Raw genomic sequence first — 20,587 nt, forward strand, 5'->3', positions numbered from 1 at the left:
CAATCGCGCGCCGCCGGCAGCGCGGAACGCGAACTGCGGGACGCGTATCGGAAGCGACAGGATCGAACGGCGGCGTGCCGACGCTCTTCCTGCGGACGCCCCGGCCACGGCCGCTGCCTGTGGGGTCTTTCGTCCGATCCTGTCGCTTCCTGCTCGCGGGTGTGCCGCGAGCATCTCCGGTGGCGGTGTGGGGGTGGGTGGGCCGCCACCGGATATCGTTCGATCAGGCGAGCGGCACCCTGGCGTCTTCTGCCACGATCAGCCGCTGCAACCGCGGATCGGCAAGGTAGAGCCCGGTCCAGGCGGCGACGCCGAGCAACAGGCAGATAAGCTGCGGGGGGGAGCCGATTTCGCCGAGCCGGAAATGAATGGCGATCGCCCCGCCGAGAAACCCCGTGACCAGCACCGCGCCGAGCGGCGCCGTCGCCGGGATCGCCAGCAGGATCGCGCAGCCCAGCGTGACGAAGGCCAGCCGCGGGCCGGCATCGGCGGCAAAGCCGGCATGCATCATTCCCTCGACCATGAAGGGCGGCGATATGAATTGAAGAAGGCCGTCGAGCGCCAGCAGTCCGGAGACGAGCAGCACCAATGCCCTGCCCATGGCAGGCGCAAAACCATGGATCATCCATGTATCCTTTCGGTGATCGGGGCGGTGTGCGCCTTTGGATCAGGTCCGCGTGACGGCCTTTACCAGCCGCGCGATGTCCGGAAACTCAAGGCTCCGCGCGCCGGTATCGTGATCGCCACCGAGATGAGAGAGAATGACGTGGCACTTGCGGCCGTCTTTCGACGTGCCCGCCTTGAAGCCTTTAGACGCGAGGTGCTGCTGCCGGCCCGCGCGCGCCGCGTCATAGGTTTCCTTGTGCGACCAGTAGGCTTCGAGACTACGGGTCATATCCTTCAGCGCCTCCCACCATCCGCCCACATCGGTCGGCGTGCTGCTATCTGCGAGCTCGGCGGCGGCATCGGCCGCGAAGGCATCATATCCACCCATGCCGATACTGGTGACGCCGGATGCCATCGGGCCGATGAAATCGCCCGCGAACCATGTCCCGACATTCGAGATGATCTTCTTCTTCGCATCGTAGATCTTGTAGGATTCCGCCTTCTCGGACCCGCGGCTCAAGCTCATGAAGATGCGGAACGCCGTATCGCTGACGCCGGTGTCGCCATCGTCCATCGCCTGTGGCGAGGGCGGTGCGTCCTCCACGTAAATGCGTTCCTTGCTGCTCTCGAGCCCCGAGATCAGGTCGGCAAAGCTGTCGGCGGAAAGGATGATCGGGTGAACACCGACCCCCTTCGATCCGAGGATATAGCCTCGGGATGCGCGCATGGCGGGCAACAGGCTGTTGCCCTGAACCGCGAACGCCATCGAACCGAGGCTCTGCACCTCCTTGGTCACCATCCGCATGATCTTCATGACACGTCCTTGTCCGCACGGCCGGGCGGCGCACCACCGGGGTGCACCGCCCTCGCCCCTGATCCGATTACGCCGCGGCGTTCTTCGGGATGTTCCACTTGAACGAGTCGCTGCCGTCCGAAGAACCGGTGTCGCCCTGGCCCTGATATTTGAAGTCGATCTCGGCGAAGTTGAGCGTGATCACTTCGGTCACCTGCTCCGATCCGGCGTTGCCGCCGAACTGGACGTTGGCAATGAACACCTTCTTCATCGTGATGACGACATATTCGAGCGGCTTCTCGCCCGCCTTGCGCACGGTGATCACCGCTTCCGGCACATGCTTGCCGCTCGCGCAGGCCTTCAGCAGCGAGGTGCTGGCGAGATCGACATATTTGGTGACGGCGATGTCGTTGAAGTTCGCCTTGCCCGTGCCGGCACCGCCACCCATGTGCGCGGTGCCCATGTTGCTCATGCCCCAGGTCCAACCGATGATATCGATTTCGTTGGAATGGGTCTGATCCTCGGACTCGCCATTGATGCCCTGAAGCTTCAGGAAGATATCGACTGCCATTTACATATCCTTTTTCGGGAATTGGGAAAGTTGATCAGTTCGCCGCCTTGGGCAGGCGCGAGACCATGCTCAGCGACACGTCCATGCCCTCAAGCTGGTAGTGCGGGATCATCCGGAAGACGCCGCGGTAATAGCCAGGATTTTCCGGGTCCGGGATCACTTCGATCGAGGCGCCCTTCAGCGGCTTGCGCGCCTTGTCCTGCTCCGTCGAGAAGTCCGGCTGCAGATCGACATATTGCATGATCCAGCTCGTGAGATCGCGCTGAAGCACCGGCGCCTCGCGGGTGCTCCCCACCCAGTCGCGCACGATGCACTTCAGATAGTGCGCGAAGCGGCAGCTGGCGAAGATATAGGGCAGCCGCGCCGAGAGATTGGCGCTCGCGGTCGCGTCCGGATCCTCATACGCCTTGGGCGCATGCAGCGTCTGCGCGCCGATGAACGTCGCATGGTCGGTGTTCTTCCGGTGGACCAGCGCCATCAGCCCCGCCTTCGAAAGCTCCGCCTCGCGCCGGTCCGAAATCGCGATTTCGGTCGGGCATTTCACATCGACGCCGCCCTCGTCGGTGGGGAAGATCGAGGTCGGCAGATCCTCGACGGTGCCGCCCGATTCCACACCGCGGATACGTGTGCACCAGCCATAGGTCTTGAACGCCTCGGTGATCCGTACCGCCAGCGCATAGGACGCGTTCAGCCACAGATAATTGTCGTGGGTCCCTTCCGCGTCCTCCTCGAACGCGAAATCCTCCACCGGCTCGCTGTTCGCGCCATAGAGGCGACGGCCGAGGAAGCGCGGCAATGTCAGCGCCATGTAACGGCTGTCGTTGGAATCGCGGAACGAGCGCCACGCCATATAGTCGGTCGCATCGAACTGCTTGGCGAGGTCGCGCGGGTTCGCGAGCTGGTGCCAGCCGTCCATGCCGATGAGTTGCGGCGCTGCTGCCGCGATGAAGGGTGCATGCGCCGCGGCGCCGATCTTCGACAGCCCCTTGAGGATATCGATGTCCGGGCCGCTATGATCGAAATAATAGTCGCAGGTGATCGCGCCGAAGGGCTGGCCGCCCAACTGGCCGAACTCGGCCTCGTAGATCCGCTTGAACAGGGGGCTCTGGTCCCACGCCGCATCGCGATACTGACGCAGCATCTTGCGCGTCTCGTCCTTCGAGATGTTGAGGACTCGGATCTTGAGATCACGGCCGGTCGAGGTGTTGCCGACGAGATACCACAGCCCGCGCCACGCCGCTTCCAGCTTCTGGAATTCGGGGTGGTGGAGAATGAGGTTGACCTGCTCGCTGAGCTTGCGGTCGATCGCCGCCTTCAGCGCGTCGACCGTCGTGAAGACGTCGTCGCCGATGATCGTCGCATCGGCCAGCGCGCGCTGGGCGAGCGTCTTGACCGCCTCCTCGATGCGCGCCTGCTTCTGCTCGGTCGCAGGCTTGAACTCGCGCTGGAGGAGCCGGGTGAATTCGTCGCCGTCGAACGTCTCGACGGTGCCGGCGGCGTCCGCCTGCTGCTGCACTGCTTGTACCATGTCGCTTCCTTCGCTCAGGCTGCCGGCGCTTCGCCGTCTTCGGCGGGCTGCGCTTCACCATCGGCATCGGCGGGCGCGGGCGCCGCCGCGGCCAGGCTCTTCATCAGCGCGGGATCCTTGAGGATCTTGTCGAGCAGATCCTGCGCACCCTCGCGCCCGTCCATGTAGAGCATCAGATCGTTGAGCTGCTCGCGCGCCTCCAGCAGCTTGGCCAGCGCGGGCACGTTGCGGGCGACCTGCCCCGGCGTGAAATCGTCGAGCTTGCGGAAGCTGAGGTCGACGCTGAGCTGCCCCTCGCCCGTCAGCGTGTTGCCGACGTTGAGCGTGGTGCGCGGCGCGATACGCTCCATCCGCTCCTCGAAATTGTCCATGTCGAACTCGATGAAGTCGCGGGCATCGACCGGCTTCTTCTCGACCTCCGATTTTCCCGACAGGTCGGACATCACGCCCATCACGAACGGAATCTCGACCTTCTGGCGCGATCCATAGGTTTCCACATCATATTCGATGTGAACGCGCGGCGCCCGGTTCTCCTTGATGAACCGCTGCCCACTCTTCTTTGCAGCCATGTCATGTCCCTCGATCTCTTGGCGGAAACCCGCAGCTCAGGCGCAGCGGCCAAGGCGGTTTTCGAGGACGTCGGTTGCAGCCGCGTTTTGGGACGCGGCGACTGCATTACCATTGTCATCCGGCCGCGATCGGCGCTGGCCACCCCCCGCGCCGCGCGGTTAGCGGGGCGCATGCATGAGCAGCATGGCGCCCTTGGCGGCGATGGCATCGCCCCGTCGCCGCTGACCTACGACCCTCGCGGCTGGATCGTGGGCAGCGCGACCGACGATGCGCGCCCAGCACGATCGCGCCGCATCGTCACCGCCCTCGCCATCGTCGCGGCGACGGGCGCGATCGCCGCCGGCACCTGGATCGCCGTGCCCCGGGCAGGCCAGCCGGAGAAGCCCCCGCCACGCCTTTCTGCCGAAATCGCCCCGCCCGCGCTGCCCGCCACCCGCCCCACCCGGGCGCCATCGCCGCCGACGGACATCCGCATCATCCGCGGCGAGGTGGACCGGACGAGCTTCTATTCGTCGGCGGTCGCGGCCGGCCTGCGCGACACGCTGATCCCCGAGTTCGCGCGCGCGATGGCGCACGACTTCGATTTCCAGCGCGAGGTGGCCCCCGGCGACGTCTTCGAGGCCGCCTATCGCACGCCGGCCGGCGCGCCGCCCGAACCGCTTTATGTCTCGCTCTCCACGCGCGAGCGTTCGGTGGCGCTCTACCGCTTCCGCGTAACCGGCATGACGGAACCCGGCTGGTTCGACGGCAATGGCGACAGCGCCACCCGGTCGCTGCTGCGGACACCCGTCGACGGTGCGCGGGTCAGCTCCTCCTTCGGACCCCGCGTCCACCCGATCCTGGGCTACACCCGACTCCACAAGGGCACCGACTTCGCGGTGCCGGTGGGCACGGCGGTCTATGCGTCGGGCAATGGCGTGATCAGCTTCGCGGGCGTCGCGCGCGGCTATGGCAATTATCTGCGCATCCGCCATGCCGACGGCGTGGAGACCGCCTATGCGCACCTGTCGGGTTTCGCCGAGGGCGTGGCGCCCGGCGCGCCGGTGCAACAGGGCGATCTCGTCGCCCGTTCGGGAAACAGCGGCCTCTCCTCGGGGCCGCACCTTCACTATGAAGTCTATGTGAAGGACGTGCCGACCGATCCGGTCTCGATGGCGACGGCCTCCGCCGGCGGCCTCGCAGACGGCCAGCGCGCCGCATTCCGACGCGCGCGCGACCGGATCGATCGCCTCCGCGCCGCGCGGAGCGGATGACGGCGCCCGGTTGCAATTGCAACAGGATGCCGCCGATCCGCCGCCAAGCTGCAATCCACGCTTCCTAGCCCGCCGGAATGACCCGCCCGCGCCCAGCCATCCCGGACCTATTCCGCACGTCCGCGCAGGATATGCGTGGCATCTTCGACCGAGCCCGGCGCGATGTCCTGCAGGATCGACACGAAATCGAGCGTCACCCAGCCCCGCGCGCGATCGAGCAGCAGCGGCACCGGGCTCGACGGTTCATGCTCGCGATAATAGCGCGCGATCAGGTCGAGATGCCGCAGAACATCGTCGCGCCCGCGGATCGCCCCGGATGCGCGCGGCGCATCGTCCGGCGTGCCCACATCTTCCTCCGCCTCGTCCGCGCCGATTGTCTCCACCGCGTCGCGCGGCAGCAGCGCCACGATCGCGGCGCGCGCGCCGGCGATGAGATCGGTCAGAGGTCGGAAATTGGTGCCCGTGCCGCCGCCCGCCTCCGCAACCAGCACCGCGTCGGCACGGCGGATGCCATCGGCGATGGTATCCAGCGTTTCCGCGATCGCCGCCCATTCGGCGGGCTCGACGCCTTCGACCGCGAGGCGGAACTGGCCATGGCCCTCCGCCGCCTCTCCTTCCTTGTGGAAGCGCATCAGGTCCGCAATCGCGAAGCGGCCGAGGCGGGGATGCGCGAACACCGACACCTGTTCCAGCGGCAGCAGCATCTCGCCGCGGCTCACCAGCGTGTCGCAGGCACCGCGCCGGCTCTCGAAGCCATATTCCTCGAGCGCGGGGTGCATCGCCGCCCAGCATTGCTCGAGGAGCGTGGCGAGGACATGGGCTCCCTCGGCCACGATCTGCAGCGAGCCTGCACGCGCGCCCGCCCGGCACAGATAGACCGGCAGCCAGATATCGCGCGTCCGTTCGGCCTGTTCGCGGATCGCGGCGATGATCGTCCGCCAGTCGGTGTCGCGCTCGGCGTCGGCGATGCCGCTCGCATCGATCGAGACCGACGCATCGAACGCCTGTTCGATCACCTGCCGTTGCGGATCATAGGCGAGATCGGGCCCGCCCGGCGCGCCGTCCGCGAACGGCCTGCAGCTTTCATCGGAGATCCTGTCCATGGCTGAGCCTTGCATCCTTGCTGTCGATCCTCTGCGCCCGACGTCCCGCACGGCAGAGGGGTTGCCGCGATGAACGGATCGGTCGAACGGCAGGCAGCGATAAACATCGATCTCGGCGCAGGCGAGATCAAACTCATTTCAGTTGAAACAGATGAGCGATTGAGTGAGTCATTTTCCATCATCTCCGAGATCGTGACCGAAAAGGAAATCGACCAGGTGCCCAATATGGGCAAACCCGCGCGCTTCGACATCTTCGAATCGAGCCGCCTGGTTCGTCATTTTCATGGACTTCTCGCACAGGTCGATCACGTCATGGAGGATGGCGCCGGTTTTCATTATCGCCTCGTGTTCAAACCATGGACCCACTTCCTGCAGTTCAACCGGGCCTATCGCATCTTCGAGGAGAAGTCGGCGGTGGACATCGTCAAGGAGGTGCTGAGCGCACACAGCCTGCGCACCGACTACAGCCGGCTGCGCGCCACCTACCTGCCCCGCCCCTACTGCATGCAATATCAGGAAAGCGACCTGCAGTTCATCTCGCGGATCATGGAGCAGGAGGGCATCTATTATTTCTTCCGCCACGAGGCGGGCGAACATGTGCTCGTGCTGTGCGACAGCCGCGCTGCCCACCAGCCGGCGCCCGGCTATGGCGCGCTGCGTTTCCCGCGCGCGATGCGGGGAGAGGCAGGATCACCGGAGATGATCTGGGACTGGCACGAACATTATGCCGCCTCGGCCGAACGTGACGTCGTGCTGCAGGCGCATGATCCGGCATCGGCGCGGGTGCTCGATGCAACCAAAGCGGGCCCCGCGCGGAACAAGGCGGAGACGGCGGAGGTGCACGCGCATGTCGGCGGCTTCGATCAGCCGGCGCTCGGCAATCATTGGGCGAAGGTGAGGCTGGAAGCGGCGCAGGCCGCACGGCACCGCTTCAGCGGCCGTGGCGACGCGCTGGGGATCGGCTGCGGCGGCCTGCTCAAGCTCAGCGACGATATCGGCCGGCGCGGCGTCAACGCCGAATTCCTGCTGATCGCGGTCAGGCACCACATTCCCGTCGAACCGCTGCGCTCGGGCGCCAGCCAGCCGGCCCGCTCGGTCGAGATCGAAGCGGTGTTGGCGAGCGCACCCTACCGGGCACCGCAACGCACCGCGAAGCCGGTCGCGGCCGGGCCGGAGACAGCGATCGTCGTCGAAGGCGGCGCGGACGACAGCAATGCCGATCCGCAGGGGCGCGTACGGGTTGAGTTTCACTGGGCCACGCGATCGAAGGCGAAAGCACCCCGGCGCTCATGCTGGCTGCGTGTCTCGCACCCGTCGGCGGGCGCCGATTTCGGCCATTTCGCGCTGCCCCGCAACCGCCAGGAGGTGGTGGTTTCCTTTCTCGAGGGCGATCCCGATCGCCCGCTGGTCACCGGTCGCGTCTATAATGGCGATCATCGCCATCCCTATGGACTGCCCGAGAAACGCACGCGATCGGTCTGGCGATCGCGCACGATCGGCCGCGCGGGCAGCTATGCCGGCGCCGAGAAGCCGCCATCGGGTCCGGCGTTCAACGAACTCAGCTTCGAGGACAAGGGCGGCGCCGAGGAAGTCTATCTGCGCGCACAGCGCGACCGCCGGACCGAGGTGATGCTCGACGACGAGCTGACGGTGCAGCGGGATCGCTCGGCGCGGATCGGCCGCAACCGCAAGACCGCGGTGCGTGGCGACGATGATCTCACCGTCGAGCGGGGAGACATACGCGTCACCGCCCAGCGCGGATCGGTGGTGATCGAGGCCACGCGCAAGCTGGTTCTCAAAGTCGGCATGAACGCGATCGTCATCGACAAGGCCGGCATCAGCATCGCCGGCATGACCGTCACCAGCATCGGCGTGACCACGAACATGATGCTGGGCGCCAAGGCCGAGGTGCAGGGCGCGGTGCTCGCGCGGCTCACCGGCGCCGTCGCGCTGCTCACCCCCGGGCCCGGCGCGGGCGTGCAGGCGGCGCAGCAGATCGCGAAAGGCATGGTCTCCGCCCAGCTCGCTGCGGGCGGGCCGGTGCCGGGGGTCAAGCCATGACCGCCTGGCCACGCGTGCTGTGGAGCGAAGCAGGGCAGATCACCGCCCGCCTCGCCTGGCCGGTCACGCGGGAGGCGACGCTGCCGCCCGAGACCTTCTACGCGGCGCTGCGCGCGGAGGCGATGCTCGCCGAGGCAACGCTGTATCTCGCACAGGCGCTGTCGCGCCGCGATGCCATCGCCTGGGCAGTGGAGGCGATCGCGCGGCACGGCGCGGTGCCCGCGCAACCGGTGCTGGCCGCCGCGCGCGCGTGGCTCGACGATCCGTCGGACGCGCATCGCCATGCCGCCGACCAGCTCGCACGGGAGGCGGTGCCGGGCGGCGCCGAGCACCATCTCGCCACGGCGGTCCATTTCTCCGGGGGATCGATCGCGCCGCCGGACGAGCCGGCGGTGCTGCCGCCCCTGGAGGCATGCGGACGCTTCGCTGGTGCTGCGATCATCGCGAGCGCCACCCGCACGGCCGACTTCGAGGAGGCGCTCCGCGTCGCGCTCCACGAGGGAGAGAGATTTGCGCGCGGTGAACGGGATGATCGCTGGACATGATCTTGACGCTTCACATCGTCGAGCAGCGCGAGGCCGGACCGGAACCGGCGATGACGACGCTTCGCCTCGACCGCCACGGCGCGATCATCGGCCGTTCGGCGCATGCCGATTGGCCGCTGCCCGATCCGCGCAACTATATCTCGTCGCGCCATTGCGAGATCAGCTATCGCGATGGTGCCTATCTGCTGACCGATCGCAGCACCAACGGCACCTTCCTGAACGGCGCGAACGATCGCCTCGCCGCGCCGCACCCGATCGCCGGGGGCGACGAGATCCTGATCGGCCATTACCGCATTCTTGCAACGCTCGACGCGGGCGAAGCCATCGCCGCGAGCGCGCCGGCGCCCTCCCCCGCGTCCGGACCTGCCCCCGATGGCTCGCTCGACTGGCCGTCCTGGCCGACCCCGACGCCCGAAGCGGACGAGTGGGCGCCGGCGATGCCGGCAGCGCCGGAAGCGGCGAGCGGGGTCTGGGGCGACATCCCGGTTGCGCGCGCGCCGGAGGATATGTCATGGGGATCGCCGCCCGCGCCCGCGATCAGCGGCGCCGGCGCACTGTCGGGCCATTGGGCGCCGCCGCATCCCCGCGCGCCGGAACCGGCGCCGGCCCGGCCGGCATCCCTCCCGCCGGCGGACGACATCTGGGCGCGACTGGCCGAAGGCCATCAGGTCGATTGGGGCATGGAGGCGTCCTCGGCAGAACGTGCACAGCCCGCGGAGCAACCTGCACAATCGCCCTCCGCCGCGCCCGATTCCAGCGGCGACGTCTGGGCCGCCTTCCTGCGCGGTGCGCAACTTGCCCCCGGCGAAATCGGTATTCCCGCCGAAGCGGCGGCCGAACTCGCCGGCACCGCGTTGAGGCTGCTGCTCGCCGGGCTGCTGCCGCTGGTCGAGGCACGGTCGCGTGCCAAGGCGCAGATGGGCGCGGTCAACACGATCCTCGAGCTGGACGGCAACAACCCGCTCAAATTCGTCCGGGCGCCGGCGCGCGCGCTCGCGCTGCTGCTCAACCCGCCGCAGCCCGGTTTCATGACCACCGCCCGCGCGATCGACAGCGCCTATCGCGATCTGCAGGCGCACCAGATGGCGACCTTGATGGCGATGCAGGGGGCGCTGCGCGCGACGCTTGACGATTTCTCGCCGGTCGCGATCCGCGGCCGCATGCGCGCGCACCGCGGTGGCCGCGCCGCGCTGCTGCCGATCCTCGAGGATGCCCGTGCCTGGCGCGCCTATGAGGAAGAGTTCGACGGCGTCACCGCCGGATCGAGCGAAGCCTTCATCGACATGTTCGCCAAGGAATTCCGCGCGGCCTATGAGCGGATTTCGGAAGCGGGCGATGGTGCGGTCGCCTGATCGGGAGCGATGCCAGCCCGATGATGGAGCCGCCGGTCGCCCCCTTGCCGGGATAGACGCCCTGCGCAGCTCCGACTCCGGCTTTTGTAGACATGCGATCAACGCCCGTCCGTCGCCGTGCAGGCTGGTCTGTCGTCAGACTCTGAAGCCGGCGGTCACTTCGAGGTGGTGACCGGTCACGAGGCGGGCGGCGTCGGACAGGAGGAAGGCGACCGAACCGACCAGATCTTCCGCCTGCGGCAATCGTCCCATCGGCGAAGCGGCGAAGAAGGTTTGCCGCGCCTCGTCGTCCATCCGGGTGAAAATGCCCGATCCTTCCACGGCACCGGGAGAGAGCGAGTTCGCGGTGACGCCGCGGGGCCCCAGTTCCAGCGCCAACACCTCCACCATGGTGCGTACCGCTGCCTTGGTCGCGGCGTAGGCGCCGGCGTTTGGCGGCGGATAGCGCGCAATCGTGGATCCGGTGGCGATCACCCGGCCGCCGTCCACCACATGCCGCGCGGCCTGCTGCAGCGTGAAGAAGGTGCCCTTCACGTTGATGTCGACGACACGGTCGAGATCCTCTTCGCTCATGTCCGCGAACGGCGCCTCGACATTCTCGATACCGGCGTTCGCAATGACCGCATAAAGTTCGCCCAGCTGCGACCTTGCGTCCGTGAACAATCGCTGCACGTCGGCGCGCGTGCGACTGTTGGCCTTGATGACGACCGCCTCGGCGCCCAGCGCCGCCAGCCGTCCCCGGATCGCCTCTGCCGCGTCCTCATCGCCGGAGTAGCTGAGCGCCAGCCGGTATCCGAGACCGGCCAGGTGCTCCGCAGCGGCGCGCCCGATGCCCTTGGTACCGCCGGTGATCAGGACGATCCTGCCGTTCCCTTCCATCTGCGTCCTCCTCAGATCATGCCGCCATTGACGCGGAGCACCTGGCCATTGACCCACGCACCGTCGGGGCCGAGCAGGAAAGCGACGGCTCCGACGATGTCGCCGGGTTCGCCCAGCCGGCCCAACGGGATCAGCCTGGTCGTGCCTTCGATCTCCGCATCGCTCTTGCCGTCGAGGAACAGCTTGGTCGCCACCGGACCCGGTGCGACGAGATTGACGGTGATCCCACGCGGCGCGAGTTCCTTGACGAGGACGCGGCTCATCGCTTCCACGCCGGCCTTCGTGGCGCCATAGACGCCATAGGTGGGCGGCGAGAGACCGATCACGCTGGTCGAGAAGCTCACGATCCGGCCGCCGTCGCGGATACGCTTGCCGCCTTCGCGCAGGCAGTTGAAGACGCCCTTCAGGTTGATCGCGACATGCCGGTCGAAGGTTGCATCGTCCGTCTCGACGATCCTGGCCAGGTGCATGATGCCGGCATTGTTGACGATCGCGTCGACGCCGCCGAAGGCCTGCTCGGTCGCGTCGAACAGCTGAACGACCTGGGCAGGATCTCTGACATCGGCCTTGACCGCGATCGCGCTGCCGCCCGAGGCTTGGATCCGCTGCGCCAGTTCGATCGCCGGCTTTTCATTGCCGGAGAAATTGATCGTGACCGCCCAGCCATCGCGCGCGAGTCGCTCGACGACCGCTGCCCCGATGCCTTGGGATGATCCCGTTACGATGACCGATCGGGTCGATATTGCCATGTGCAATTCCCTGTGCGTTGAAATCGCACGGGGGACGCACGCTGCGCACCTCTGTTCCGCCCAAGCGCCTGATGCGCAACTTCACCGAAGTTATTGGCGATTTGACCGAATTCTGGCCTCCGCCCGATAGGTCCGGGGCGTGGTGCCCACCCGCCGATGGAAGGCGCTCGAGAAGGATCCGGCGCTCGTATAGCCGCACAGCCGGCCGATTTCGGCGACGGTCATGTCGCCGGTCCTCAGCATCCTGCACGCTGCTTCTATGCGAATTTCGGTCAGGTAGGCGAATGGCGTCATCCCCATGCGCTCGCGGAACCGGCGCACGAAGTGGTGCACGCTGATGCAGGCCTCGCTTGCGAGCGCGGTAAGCGTCAACTCCTTGCCGAAGTGACTGGACATATAGTCAAGCACCCTCGCCAGTTGGCGATCGCCGAAGGCTTCGGGAGCGCGGCGATCGCTTTCGGGCTCCCACCAACCGGCGTGCCTGGCCAGCAGATGCGCCGCGAGGAAGCGGGTCGCCTGTTCTTCATAGATGCCGGGCATTTCATCTTGCATGGCACCGAGGACCTCGCCCGCGAGCGCCGCAATCGTCGGATCCCGCAACACAAGTGCGGACAGCGGCTGGTCCGAGTAGCGGGTTCCGATCCGCCGATATTCCTCTGCGACCTCACCGATGATGGCGCTGGACAGGTACAGGTGGGCCGTCTCGAACCGGTCGTCCGCGTCGAGCGCCTGCCACGACATGCGCGTCGTTTCGCCCGGCCTGGTGAGACCGGCATTTCCGGCCTCGTACAAGGCAGTATGCCAGCGGCCCTGTTTGAAGACCTGGATCATGCTGCGCCCGCGCGTGGCGACGACCAGAGTGACATCCCCTGTGGCGTGCGTCTCGAAAACGTCGGCTTTGCCCTGACCCCGATGATGATCGAGCAGCAGCCCCCGCCAGGGAAGGTCCCGACTGCTGCCGATCAGTAGGTTTGGCTTCACGGACGCGCAATCGAGGCTCAATGGACTAAACATCGCGCTCCTTCGAAGGACGGAATTCATGCGAATCCCGAGGAGGGGGCATAGGCCGATCTTCCGAGATTTGGAAAGTTCGCAGCCGCCGCCTTCCGCAATCATTCCGCAGAAGCGTTCAATGGCACCATCTGCGTCAGCGTCGTCGGTTCGCATGCAACGACGATGAGCGTGACATTGTCGGGTGCACCGCGCTGAAGCGCAAGTTCCAGAAGGCGCTCGGCGGCATCCTCGGGCCGGCGGCGTGACAGCATCGCCGCGATTTCAGCCTCGCTCACCACGCGCGTCAGCCCGTCGCTACAAAGCAGGAAAACGTCATCCGCATGTACCGCATCGCTGCGCCGGTCGAGCACGACGCGATCGTGCACGCCGACCGCGCGGGTCAGGACATGCCCCAGCGGGTGACTGCGCGCATCTTCCTCGCTCAGCAGCCCCTGATCGACGAATTGCTGAACCTGTGAATGATCCGTGGTTAGTTGATTGAGCCGGTCAGCGCGCAGCAGATAGACCCGGCTGTCTCCCACCCAGCGGACGCTGAAGCGTCCATCGCTGACCAGCAAGGCGGCCAGCGTCGATCCGCTGAGCCGGCCGGCGTTACGCCCGGCCATGACGATCCGCGTATTGGCCGCATCGACCGCGCGGACCAGCGCCTCGTCCCCGGCACCATGGCCTTCGGGCAGTTCGATCGACCGCAGTCCCTCGGCGATCGTCGCCGATGCCCATTTGCCGCCGCGATGACCACCCATGCCATCGGCGACCGCCCAGAGTCCGTCATGCACGCGCTCGACGAACGCATCCTCATTGACGGAACGAACGCATCCGACATGAGTCAGCACCGCATGCTCGAACCGCAGCGCTGCGGCCATCACTTTGTCTCCTCAACATCCAGCATTTCGGTAATCAGGCGCCATCCGGGCGAGGTCGGTGTCAGCGATCGCGCCGACATGCCTTCGCCATGCGCCGTCCACAGCCGCGGCGGCGGCGGTTCGACGGCGGGTGACCGCCATGGCGACGCCTCGATCGCATCGAGCGCCGCTTTCAATCGATCGGCGTTCCAAAGTTCGTCGATCGCCTGCCGGCAGCACGCTTCCACAGCGCCGGCGAACGCTTCCACCGCATCAGGCGCCGGCGGGGCCATCGCCCGCGCGCCGGCAACCAGCAGGAAGGCGCGATCGACGCGATCATGGCTCGGGAGGATGGCGCCCACATGCCACTGCCGGTCGATCAGGCCGGGATCGAAGCAGAAGCGCCAGGGCGATGCCGCGCCATGGCGGGCGGCGAAGGCCGCTCCCATTCGGACGCGCGCCTCGTCGAGGCCGGCGCTGCACCATGCATCCCACGCCGCGGCGACACGCGGGACCGCGCGGCGGACGAAATCGCCATGCGCCGGCAGCTTGCCGACGAGATATGGCGCCGCCGTCACAGCCGCACCGGGCAGCGCAGCGACCACAACCCGCCCCGGCCGAACGGATTGGCCCGACCCGGCAACTGTATGCGGAAGGTCGCGAAGGCGTTGCCCTGGCCGAAGGTCGCGCGGATCGCGGTTTCGCCCGCATTCTCCTTCTGTGCGCCGTCCATCAGCCGGAAAAGCGCCCAGGCGCCCTCGGCATCGCGCCGGAACACTTCCTTCTTGCCCGAGAACAGCACCACGCTGGCCGTGGGCAATCCATCGATCGTCCAGATCACGGGCCGTGCACCGCTCGATCCGCGTTCGAAGCGATGCTTCACGCCGCCCGAGGTGAAGACGGCGGCATCCACGCCGCCGCCCAGGACGACGTCGGAGACATTGATCGTGAAACCGCCGCTCAGGAGATCGCGGATGCTGCCGGCCTGCTGGAATCGCTCCGCGCTGGCGGGATCGAATCGTCCCGCCACCGGATCGTCGGCGCGCCATCGCCACACCGGGCCGGCCGTGTCGAGCAAGGGCGCGAGCCGGCCGGTCACGAAGGAATCGAGCTGGCCGCTGGCGCCGAAGACGCGGATCATCTCCGCCCCCGGGGCGTCATTGGCGGCGACGCCGAAAAAGGGATAGCGATCGTCGACAACCGCGCGACAGGCCGGCAGCAGGGTCGCTGCATAGTCCTCGGCGATCGCGCCCTGCGCCGATTTTGCCGCGGCCCCACGACCGGCCCGGCTCGCCTCCGACACGAAGGGCTGGAGCTGGGGCGGTGCCACCGCCCCGCTGGTGACGACATCGCCGACCGCACCCGCGAGTTGCCCCTGCACCGCACCCCCGCCCGCCGCACCCACCGCGTCGGCCGCTGATCGTGCGGAGGCCGCGCGGCGCACCGCATCGACGAAGCCGTCGATGGGCGCGGGGCTGCGGCCATCGCCGACGAACTCGGCGATCGGCCGGAAATGGGCCTGGATCGTCTGGCCCGCATCGAACCCACCGCCGGATGCCTGCCGTGCCAGCCGCGCCGCCACCGCCACGCGACCGCCGACCGGCAGCTTCACGCCCTTCGCGGGGATCGCCAGATCGGCATTCTTGCGGATCTCCAGCAACAGCAACTTGAGGGCCGAAGGCGTCTTGCTGAACGCGCCCAGCGCCGCCGGATCGCCGAAGTAATTTCCGGGTTGCGGCAATGTCGCAACTTTATCCCACGCTGCGACATAGTCCCGCGCGTAGAGCGCGGCGACGCCGTCGCGCAGCCCCGCGAGCCCCTGTCGCGTCGCCTGGCTATCTGCATCGCGGCCGAACACCCACAGGTCGCGGCGCATATCCTGCTGAACGGTCTGCAGGCCGCGCTGATAGCCCAGCCGATAGCCCTCCCGCGTGAACAGCCAGGGCACCTCCAGCGCGACCACCGCCTCGCCATTGGCGAAGGCGAGCGCATCGCCGGCGCTGAGCACGGTCGAGGCCGTCCAGTCCGGCCTGGCAGCCGCGCCGGCACGCTGTCGCAATATCGCATAGGCGCGGTCGCTGAGCGACAAGGTCTGCAGCGCCGCACGGCTGCGCGCGATCAGCGCACCATCCAGCGGCGCACGGCCCTCACGCCAAACCTGCCCCAGGCGCGGATCCGCCAGCATCGCGTCGAGATGCTCGGCAAGCTGGCGGCGCACATCCGCGCGGTCGCCACCGGCGAGCGTCGACCGCTCCCAGTCGTCGAGCAGATAGGCCCGGATCGCGCGGGCATCGCGCGGCCCCTGCCCGCCCAGCATCAGATAGACCTTCAGCGGCTCATAAAGCTGAAGCGGCTGGCCGGCATCCTGTTGCAGTCGCCGTTCGAGCTGGAGCAACAACCGCGGCAGCAGGATCCGCTGCGTCGTTTCAAGATAGGCCTGCTCGGCGGCAGCGGCATGCCCCGCCTGGAACAGCCCCCAGCGCATCATCAGCGGCGGTCCGCCCGCGCGCTGGTCGGCAAAGCCTTGCGGCAGGCCGCGCAGAGCGCGCAGCACGGTCAGTGCCTGTTCGAGATCCGGATCGCTGCCGCCTACCTCGACGAGGTCGATGCCCGCTGCCCGGGCGTCCTGCGTCGCGGCCTGCGCGCCGCCGAGCAGGTCGGTCTGCAGCGCGTGATTGCGCGCGTAGCTGGTGCCGAGCAGCCCGAGACCCGCCAGCGTCAGGATTGCCAGCGCCGCAGCACCGGCGATCAGCGTTCCGCGGCGCCGGGCGATAAAGGCGGCGTCGGGGCGCAGCAGGCCCGGCTCGCTCAGGATCACTTCGGTGAACAGGCGATTGATGAAATAGGCGCGGCCGGCGCGGGACGCGTCAGGTTGAACCGGAGCCGCGGCCGCATAGCTGGCGGCGATCGATCCCAGCATCCGATCGAGCGGCGTGCCGTGCTGGATGCCGCTGGTAAGATAGAACCCGCGAACGATCCCGACCTGGCGCGGATCGGCGGACGGCGCGAGCGCGCCCTCGACGAAGCGATGCAGGCGCGCGCGCAGCGCGTCCACCTGGGCGGGGAAGCCGAGGATCAGCCCGCGCCGCGCCGGATCGGGCTCCTCCTGCAACCGCTTCGCGGTGCGCGCGCCGATCTCCGCTGCAAGCAGGTCGAACTGTTCGAGCAAGGCCGTGGCGCCAACCGGCGCATCCCCCGCCGCCAGCGGCAGGGTGGCGCCCAGCACTGCGCGCCGGCCATCGGCGTTCAGATCGTCGAAGAAGGCCTCGAAGCCCGCAAGCAGGTCGACCTTCGTCAGCATCAGATAGATCGGCACGCGCGCCTGGGTTGCGTTGCGGATGTCCTCGAGCCGTCGACATACCGCGCGCGCATGCGCATCGATCGATGTCAGCGTGCCGCCGGCGAGTTCATCAACGCCGATCGCCACGAGCACGCCGTTGACCGGCTGCGCGGGGCGAAGCCGCGCCAGTTGCGCCAGGAAGCTGCGCCAGCCCGCTGCATCGACCGCCTCGTCCGAATCCTGCGTCGTGTAGCGTCCGGCGGTGTCGATCAGCACCGCCTCGTCGGCGAACCAGAAATCGAGGTTGCGCGTGCCGCCGACCCCGCCCAGCGCCCGATCGGTCAGCGGGAAGCGCAGGCCGGACTGGGCGATCGCGGTGGTCTTGCCCGCACCCGGCGGGCCGACAATCACATACCAGGGACGGCTGTAGAGATAGTCGCGCCGCCCGCCCGCCGCCGTGCGGAGCTGCACGAGCGCGTCGCGCATCCTCCCGGCCACCGCATCGCCTTCTTCACCGGCGGGATCGCCCAGTTCGGCAGCGATCGCATCGGCAGCGCGCGCCGCCCGCCGCAGCCGCCACCAGGCCGCCGCTCCCCAAAGCGCCGCGACCAGCACCACGAGCAGCAGCCGTATCCAGATCGGCCGCAGTGAGAGAAACAGGAAAGGCAGCAGCACCGCCAGGACCAGCGCAGCGGTGATCGCCGCCAGCGCCGAAAGCGTCCACCAGCTTCGCAGCATCTTCATCATCGTGTCGCTTCCTGGACGAGGACGACCTCGACCCGCCGGTTGAGGGCCTTGCCTGCCGGGCTATCGTTGGTGGTGATCGGGCGGCTCGCGCCGAACCCCTCGACGGTCACCCGGTCCGGCGCGCTCAGCCGCGACCGGATCAGCGCCCCCGCCGCCTCGGCGCGGGCCTTGGAGAGCACGACATTGTCCGGGAAGGTCAGGGTCGCGACCGCGTCGGAATCGGCATGGCCTTCCACCCGCACGCGACCGGGCTCCGCCTCGATCGCGGTGCCGATGCGTTCGAACAACGGGCGGGCACGCGCTTCCAGCGCATCCGATCCGGAAGCGAACAGCCCGCCGACCGTCGTGCGGACGCGCACGCTCGTCGCATCCTGCTCCACGGTCACGAGCCGCGCCGCGATTTCAGGCGCCAGGAAGCGCCGCAACCGGTCCCCGGCGGCATTGTCCGCGGGCGCGACCGGCGCCGCGCCCCGCGACAGGCGCAGCGGCTGATCGGGATTGATGGCCGTCAGCGCATCGAGTGCGGGCTGGCCGGTCTGCGCGAGGATCAGCCGCAGCAGCAGCACAGCGAGGACGAGAAGCAGCAGGGCGCCCGCACTGCCGAGCAGCAGCGGCGGCCAAGCGCCGATCCGCCGCATCGGCGTCGGCGTCCCGCGCCAGCGCGGGGAAAGCTCGGTCTGCGACAGCGCGCGGACGTGCGGCAGCGCCGCATAGGCCCGCGTCATCAGGTCATGGAGCTGGCGGCGGCCGTCAGGCGCCACGCGGTAGCGGCCCTCGAAGCCGGCCGCGAGGCAGGCATGATAGAGCTCGATCAGTGCGGCGCTGTCGGCAGGCCGGTGGAGCATCTCGTCGAGCAGCAGCCAGAAGCGGTCACCGCCGATATTCTCGCCGAACGCCCGGACGATCAGGCTGCGCCGCGCCCATTCGGCCCCCTCGCCCGCTCGGCCCGGCAGGTTCTGCGCGATGTCGTCCGCGGTCGCGAGCACGCCATAGCGGGCGCGCCGCCGCGTCTCGGCATCGAGCGGAAGCGCGGTGAGCGCGGCATCGAAGGCGTCGCCCAGCCCGATGGCGATGCGATGCAATTCAGGTAGCGGCAGCCGCACACGGCCGGCGCGCATGCCTGCCATCAGCGCGAGCAACGGCGTCGCGGCGGTGACCAGCGCGTTCCTCACTGCAGCGGGCGGCGGCGGTTGCGGCACATCGTCGTCGTCGGCAAGGGTGCGCGGGCGGGTGGCGGCAGGGGCCGGCCGCAGCGGCGGGACGGGGGCGCTCCCCGGCACGCCCGCTGGACGCAGCATCGTCCGCCCGCCCATCTCGTTCGGCCCATCGCTCATCGCGCCGCCGCCTTCACCCACCACAGCTCCATGCGGAGTTCGGGCCAGTCGCCGGCGACGTGCAGGCCGAGCGCCGGCGCAGTAGCGAAGTCAGACCAGTCGGCAGCGGACCGATCGAGCTCGAAATAGACATAGCCGGGCAGTGCGCGGAGCTGAGGCGGCGGGGTCGGCATCGGGCTCAGCGGGACGCCGGCCAGCGCCGAATCGACGATCTGGCGCATCTTCTGGACCGCGCCGATCTTGGCGACGGCGGGAAAGCGGTTACGGATCTCTTCGGCCGGAACCCGTGCGCTAACCGCAAGATAGGCGCGCCCGCCCATGAACTGCTTGTGGTCGGCGATGCGCGCGGCGTAGGCACCAGGTCCCGCCTGTTGCAGCGGCAGTTGCAGCGCCGAGCGGTCGTAGACCGCGGATAGCGCCGCCTGCAGCGCCTCGACCACCGCCTCGAATACAGGCTGCAGCGCTTCATGGTCATAGGGCGGCAGAGCCGCCGCGCGTCGGTCCGCGCGGGTCAGCGTCGCCAATTCGCCAGCCATGCCGGCGAACGCTTCGTAGAGCCGCTCCGGATGGACGTTGGGCAGCGCGGCGAGATGGCGGAGCTGCGCCACCCAGCGGTTGAGCGCCTGCAGCATCAGGAAGCTCGCGAGGCTTTCCGATCCGGCATCGACCGCCTCCACCGCGCGGACCGCCAGTTCCTCGACGCGCTGCTCGGCGCGACCGATGATGTCGGCGAGGAAACCGGTAAGCCGCGGGCTCGCGCGCACGTCGAGGCAGGGCGGGATGTAGCGATCGTCGAAGGCGATCATGCCGTTGCGCACTTCGCGGACGCGCGCAAGGCCGAGCAGGATGCGCCCCTGGGTCTGGTCGCGCGTGGCGCCGAAGCGCAGGTTGGGCTGCGCGATCTCGATCGGCTCACGCCCGCGCTCTTCGGAAAAACCGTCAGCGACCTCCGCGTCGTCGACGCGGAAGCGCGCGCCCTGGACCTGTTGATCGTCCGACGTGCGGAACAGCACGGCGCCGTCCTGCATCGCCGGCAAGGTGAGGTTGATCAGCGTGTCGCGCGTATCGCCGCCCACCTCGATGGGCGTCGGAGGCGGCAGGTCCTGCGGGAAGGCGAAAGGCGTGCCGTCCGGCAGTACGCCCGAAGCCCGCTCGACCGCGAACTGGCCGAGCGCGGCCAGATCGGCATCGAGCTTCAGTTCGAGCAGACCCCAGGCATAAGGCCTCAGCGACCGCACCCGCGCGACGACCGCTGCCTCGATATGCCGATCCTGCTGCTGGAAATGCTGCGGGCGCAGGAACATGCCCTCGCGCCAGGCCACGCGGCCATTCTGTGTCATGGGATCAATCCGTCCATCTC

The 20,587-nt window shown here is 68.2% G+C and carries 18 protein-coding genes; 4 read left to right on the top strand and 14 right to left on the bottom strand.

Annotated features, from left to right (window positions below; translation table 11 throughout):
• Positions 1 to 223: 223 nt before the first annotated feature.
• From NX02_RS17765 to tssB, 5 genes are all read right to left on the bottom strand, one after another.
• Entirely contained in the window at positions 224 to 625 is a 402-nt protein-coding gene (locus NX02_RS17765; protein ID WP_025293551.1) for a DoxX family protein, read from the bottom strand.
• 42 nt (positions 626 to 667) lie between these two features.
• Positions 668 to 1,420, bottom strand: a complete 753-nt coding sequence (locus NX02_RS17770; RefSeq protein ID WP_025293552.1) for a hypothetical protein — start codon at positions 1,418 to 1,420, stop codon at positions 668 to 670.
• Positions 1,421 to 1,487: 67 nt separating this feature from the next.
• Complete coding sequence (locus tag NX02_RS17775) at positions 1,488 to 1,970, bottom strand: Hcp family type VI secretion system effector (RefSeq protein ID WP_025293553.1); 483 nt, start codon at positions 1,968 to 1,970, stop codon at positions 1,488 to 1,490.
• Between the two features lie 34 nt (positions 1,971 to 2,004).
• Complete coding sequence (gene tssC / locus NX02_RS17780) at positions 2,005 to 3,498, bottom strand: type VI secretion system contractile sheath large subunit (RefSeq protein ID WP_025293554.1); 1,494 nt, start codon at positions 3,496 to 3,498, stop codon at positions 2,005 to 2,007.
• A gap of 14 nt (positions 3,499 to 3,512) precedes the next feature.
• The gene (gene tssB, locus NX02_RS17785) at positions 3,513 to 4,067 is read right to left on the bottom strand and encodes a type VI secretion system contractile sheath small subunit (protein WP_025293555.1); all 555 of its coding nucleotides are present in this window, start codon (positions 4,065 to 4,067) and stop codon (positions 3,513 to 3,515) included.
• A 171-nt stretch (positions 4,068 to 4,238) separates the two neighbouring features.
• Between tssB and NX02_RS30810 the strand changes: the two genes are divergently transcribed.
• Complete coding sequence (locus tag NX02_RS30810) at positions 4,239 to 5,321, top strand: peptidoglycan DD-metalloendopeptidase family protein (RefSeq protein ID WP_158014061.1); 1,083 nt, start codon at positions 4,239 to 4,241, stop codon at positions 5,319 to 5,321.
• Positions 5,322 to 5,428: 107 nt separating this feature from the next.
• Here NX02_RS30810 and NX02_RS17795 read toward each other — a convergent pair whose 3' ends face one another.
• Positions 5,429 to 6,424: a type VI secretion system protein TssA gene (locus tag NX02_RS17795; protein WP_025293556.1), complete on the bottom strand. Its 996-nt coding sequence runs from the start codon at positions 6,422 to 6,424 to the stop codon at positions 5,429 to 5,431.
• A 69-nt stretch (positions 6,425 to 6,493) separates the two neighbouring features.
• On the opposite strand from NX02_RS17795, the gene NX02_RS17800 reads away from it, so the two are divergent.
• From NX02_RS17800 to tagH, 3 genes are read left to right on the top strand one after another with little or no spacing between them, the layout of a single operon-like run.
• The gene (locus NX02_RS17800; protein WP_025293557.1) at positions 6,494 to 8,485 is read left to right on the top strand and encodes a type VI secretion system Vgr family protein; all 1,992 of its coding nucleotides are present in this window, start codon (positions 6,494 to 6,496) and stop codon (positions 8,483 to 8,485) included.
• Positions 8,482 to 9,030, top strand: a complete 549-nt coding sequence (locus NX02_RS17805; RefSeq protein ID WP_039996666.1) for a DUF6931 family protein — start codon at positions 8,482 to 8,484, stop codon at positions 9,028 to 9,030. Before NX02_RS17800 ends, NX02_RS17805 begins: the two co-directional genes overlap by 4 nt.
• Entirely contained in the window at positions 9,027 to 10,382 is a 1,356-nt protein-coding gene (gene tagH, locus NX02_RS17810) for a type VI secretion system-associated FHA domain protein TagH (RefSeq protein ID WP_025293559.1), read from the top strand. The genes NX02_RS17805 and tagH overlap by 4 nt, the downstream gene beginning before the upstream one ends.
• 135 nt (positions 10,383 to 10,517) lie before the next feature.
• On the opposite strand, the gene NX02_RS17815 is transcribed toward tagH, so the two are convergent.
• From NX02_RS17815 to tssK, 8 genes are all read right to left on the bottom strand, one after another.
• Positions 10,518 to 11,261, bottom strand: a complete 744-nt coding sequence (locus NX02_RS17815; protein WP_025293560.1) for an SDR family NAD(P)-dependent oxidoreductase — start codon at positions 11,259 to 11,261, stop codon at positions 10,518 to 10,520.
• Positions 11,262 to 11,272: 11 nt separating this feature from the next.
• Positions 11,273 to 12,010 carry an SDR family oxidoreductase gene (locus tag NX02_RS17820; RefSeq protein ID WP_025293561.1) on the bottom strand — a complete coding sequence of 246 codons (738 nt, stop codon included), beginning with the start codon at positions 12,008 to 12,010 and terminating at the stop codon, positions 11,273 to 11,275.
• Between the two features lie 90 nt (positions 12,011 to 12,100).
• On the bottom strand, positions 12,101 to 13,024 hold the full coding sequence (locus NX02_RS30815; protein WP_158014062.1) for a helix-turn-helix domain-containing protein: 924 nt from the start codon (positions 13,022 to 13,024) through the stop codon (positions 12,101 to 12,103).
• 98 nt (positions 13,025 to 13,122) lie between these two features.
• The gene (locus NX02_RS17830) at positions 13,123 to 13,887 is read right to left on the bottom strand and encodes a PP2C family protein-serine/threonine phosphatase (RefSeq protein WP_025293563.1); all 765 of its coding nucleotides are present in this window, start codon (positions 13,885 to 13,887) and stop codon (positions 13,123 to 13,125) included.
• Positions 13,887 to 14,444 carry a type VI secretion system-associated protein TagF gene (gene tagF, locus NX02_RS30820; protein ID WP_158014063.1) on the bottom strand — a complete coding sequence of 186 codons (558 nt, stop codon included), beginning with the start codon at positions 14,442 to 14,444 and terminating at the stop codon, positions 13,887 to 13,889. Before tagF ends, NX02_RS17830 begins: the two co-directional genes overlap by 1 nt.
• Positions 14,441 to 17,893 carry a type VI secretion system membrane subunit TssM gene (gene tssM / locus NX02_RS17840; protein ID WP_025293565.1) on the bottom strand — a complete coding sequence of 1,151 codons (3,453 nt, stop codon included), beginning with the start codon at positions 17,891 to 17,893 and terminating at the stop codon, positions 14,441 to 14,443. The genes tagF and tssM overlap by 4 nt, the downstream gene beginning before the upstream one ends.
• A complete protein-coding gene (gene icmH / locus NX02_RS17845) occupies positions 17,890 to 19,227 on the bottom strand; it encodes a type IVB secretion system protein IcmH/DotU (RefSeq protein WP_084718311.1) in 1,338 nt (445 codons plus the stop codon). Before icmH ends, tssM begins: the two co-directional genes overlap by 4 nt.
• A complete protein-coding gene (tssK, locus tag NX02_RS17850) occupies positions 19,224 to 20,567 on the bottom strand; it encodes a type VI secretion system baseplate subunit TssK (RefSeq protein ID WP_025293567.1) in 1,344 nt (447 codons plus the stop codon). Before tssK ends, icmH begins: the two co-directional genes overlap by 4 nt.
• Between the last annotated feature and the right edge of the window lie 20 nt (positions 20,568 to 20,587).

This window comes from Sphingomonas sanxanigenens DSM 19645 = NX02 (genome assembly GCF_000512205.2).
GTDB classification, from domain to species: Bacteria; Pseudomonadota; Alphaproteobacteria; order Sphingomonadales; family Sphingomonadaceae; genus Sphingomonas_D; species Sphingomonas_D sanxanigenens.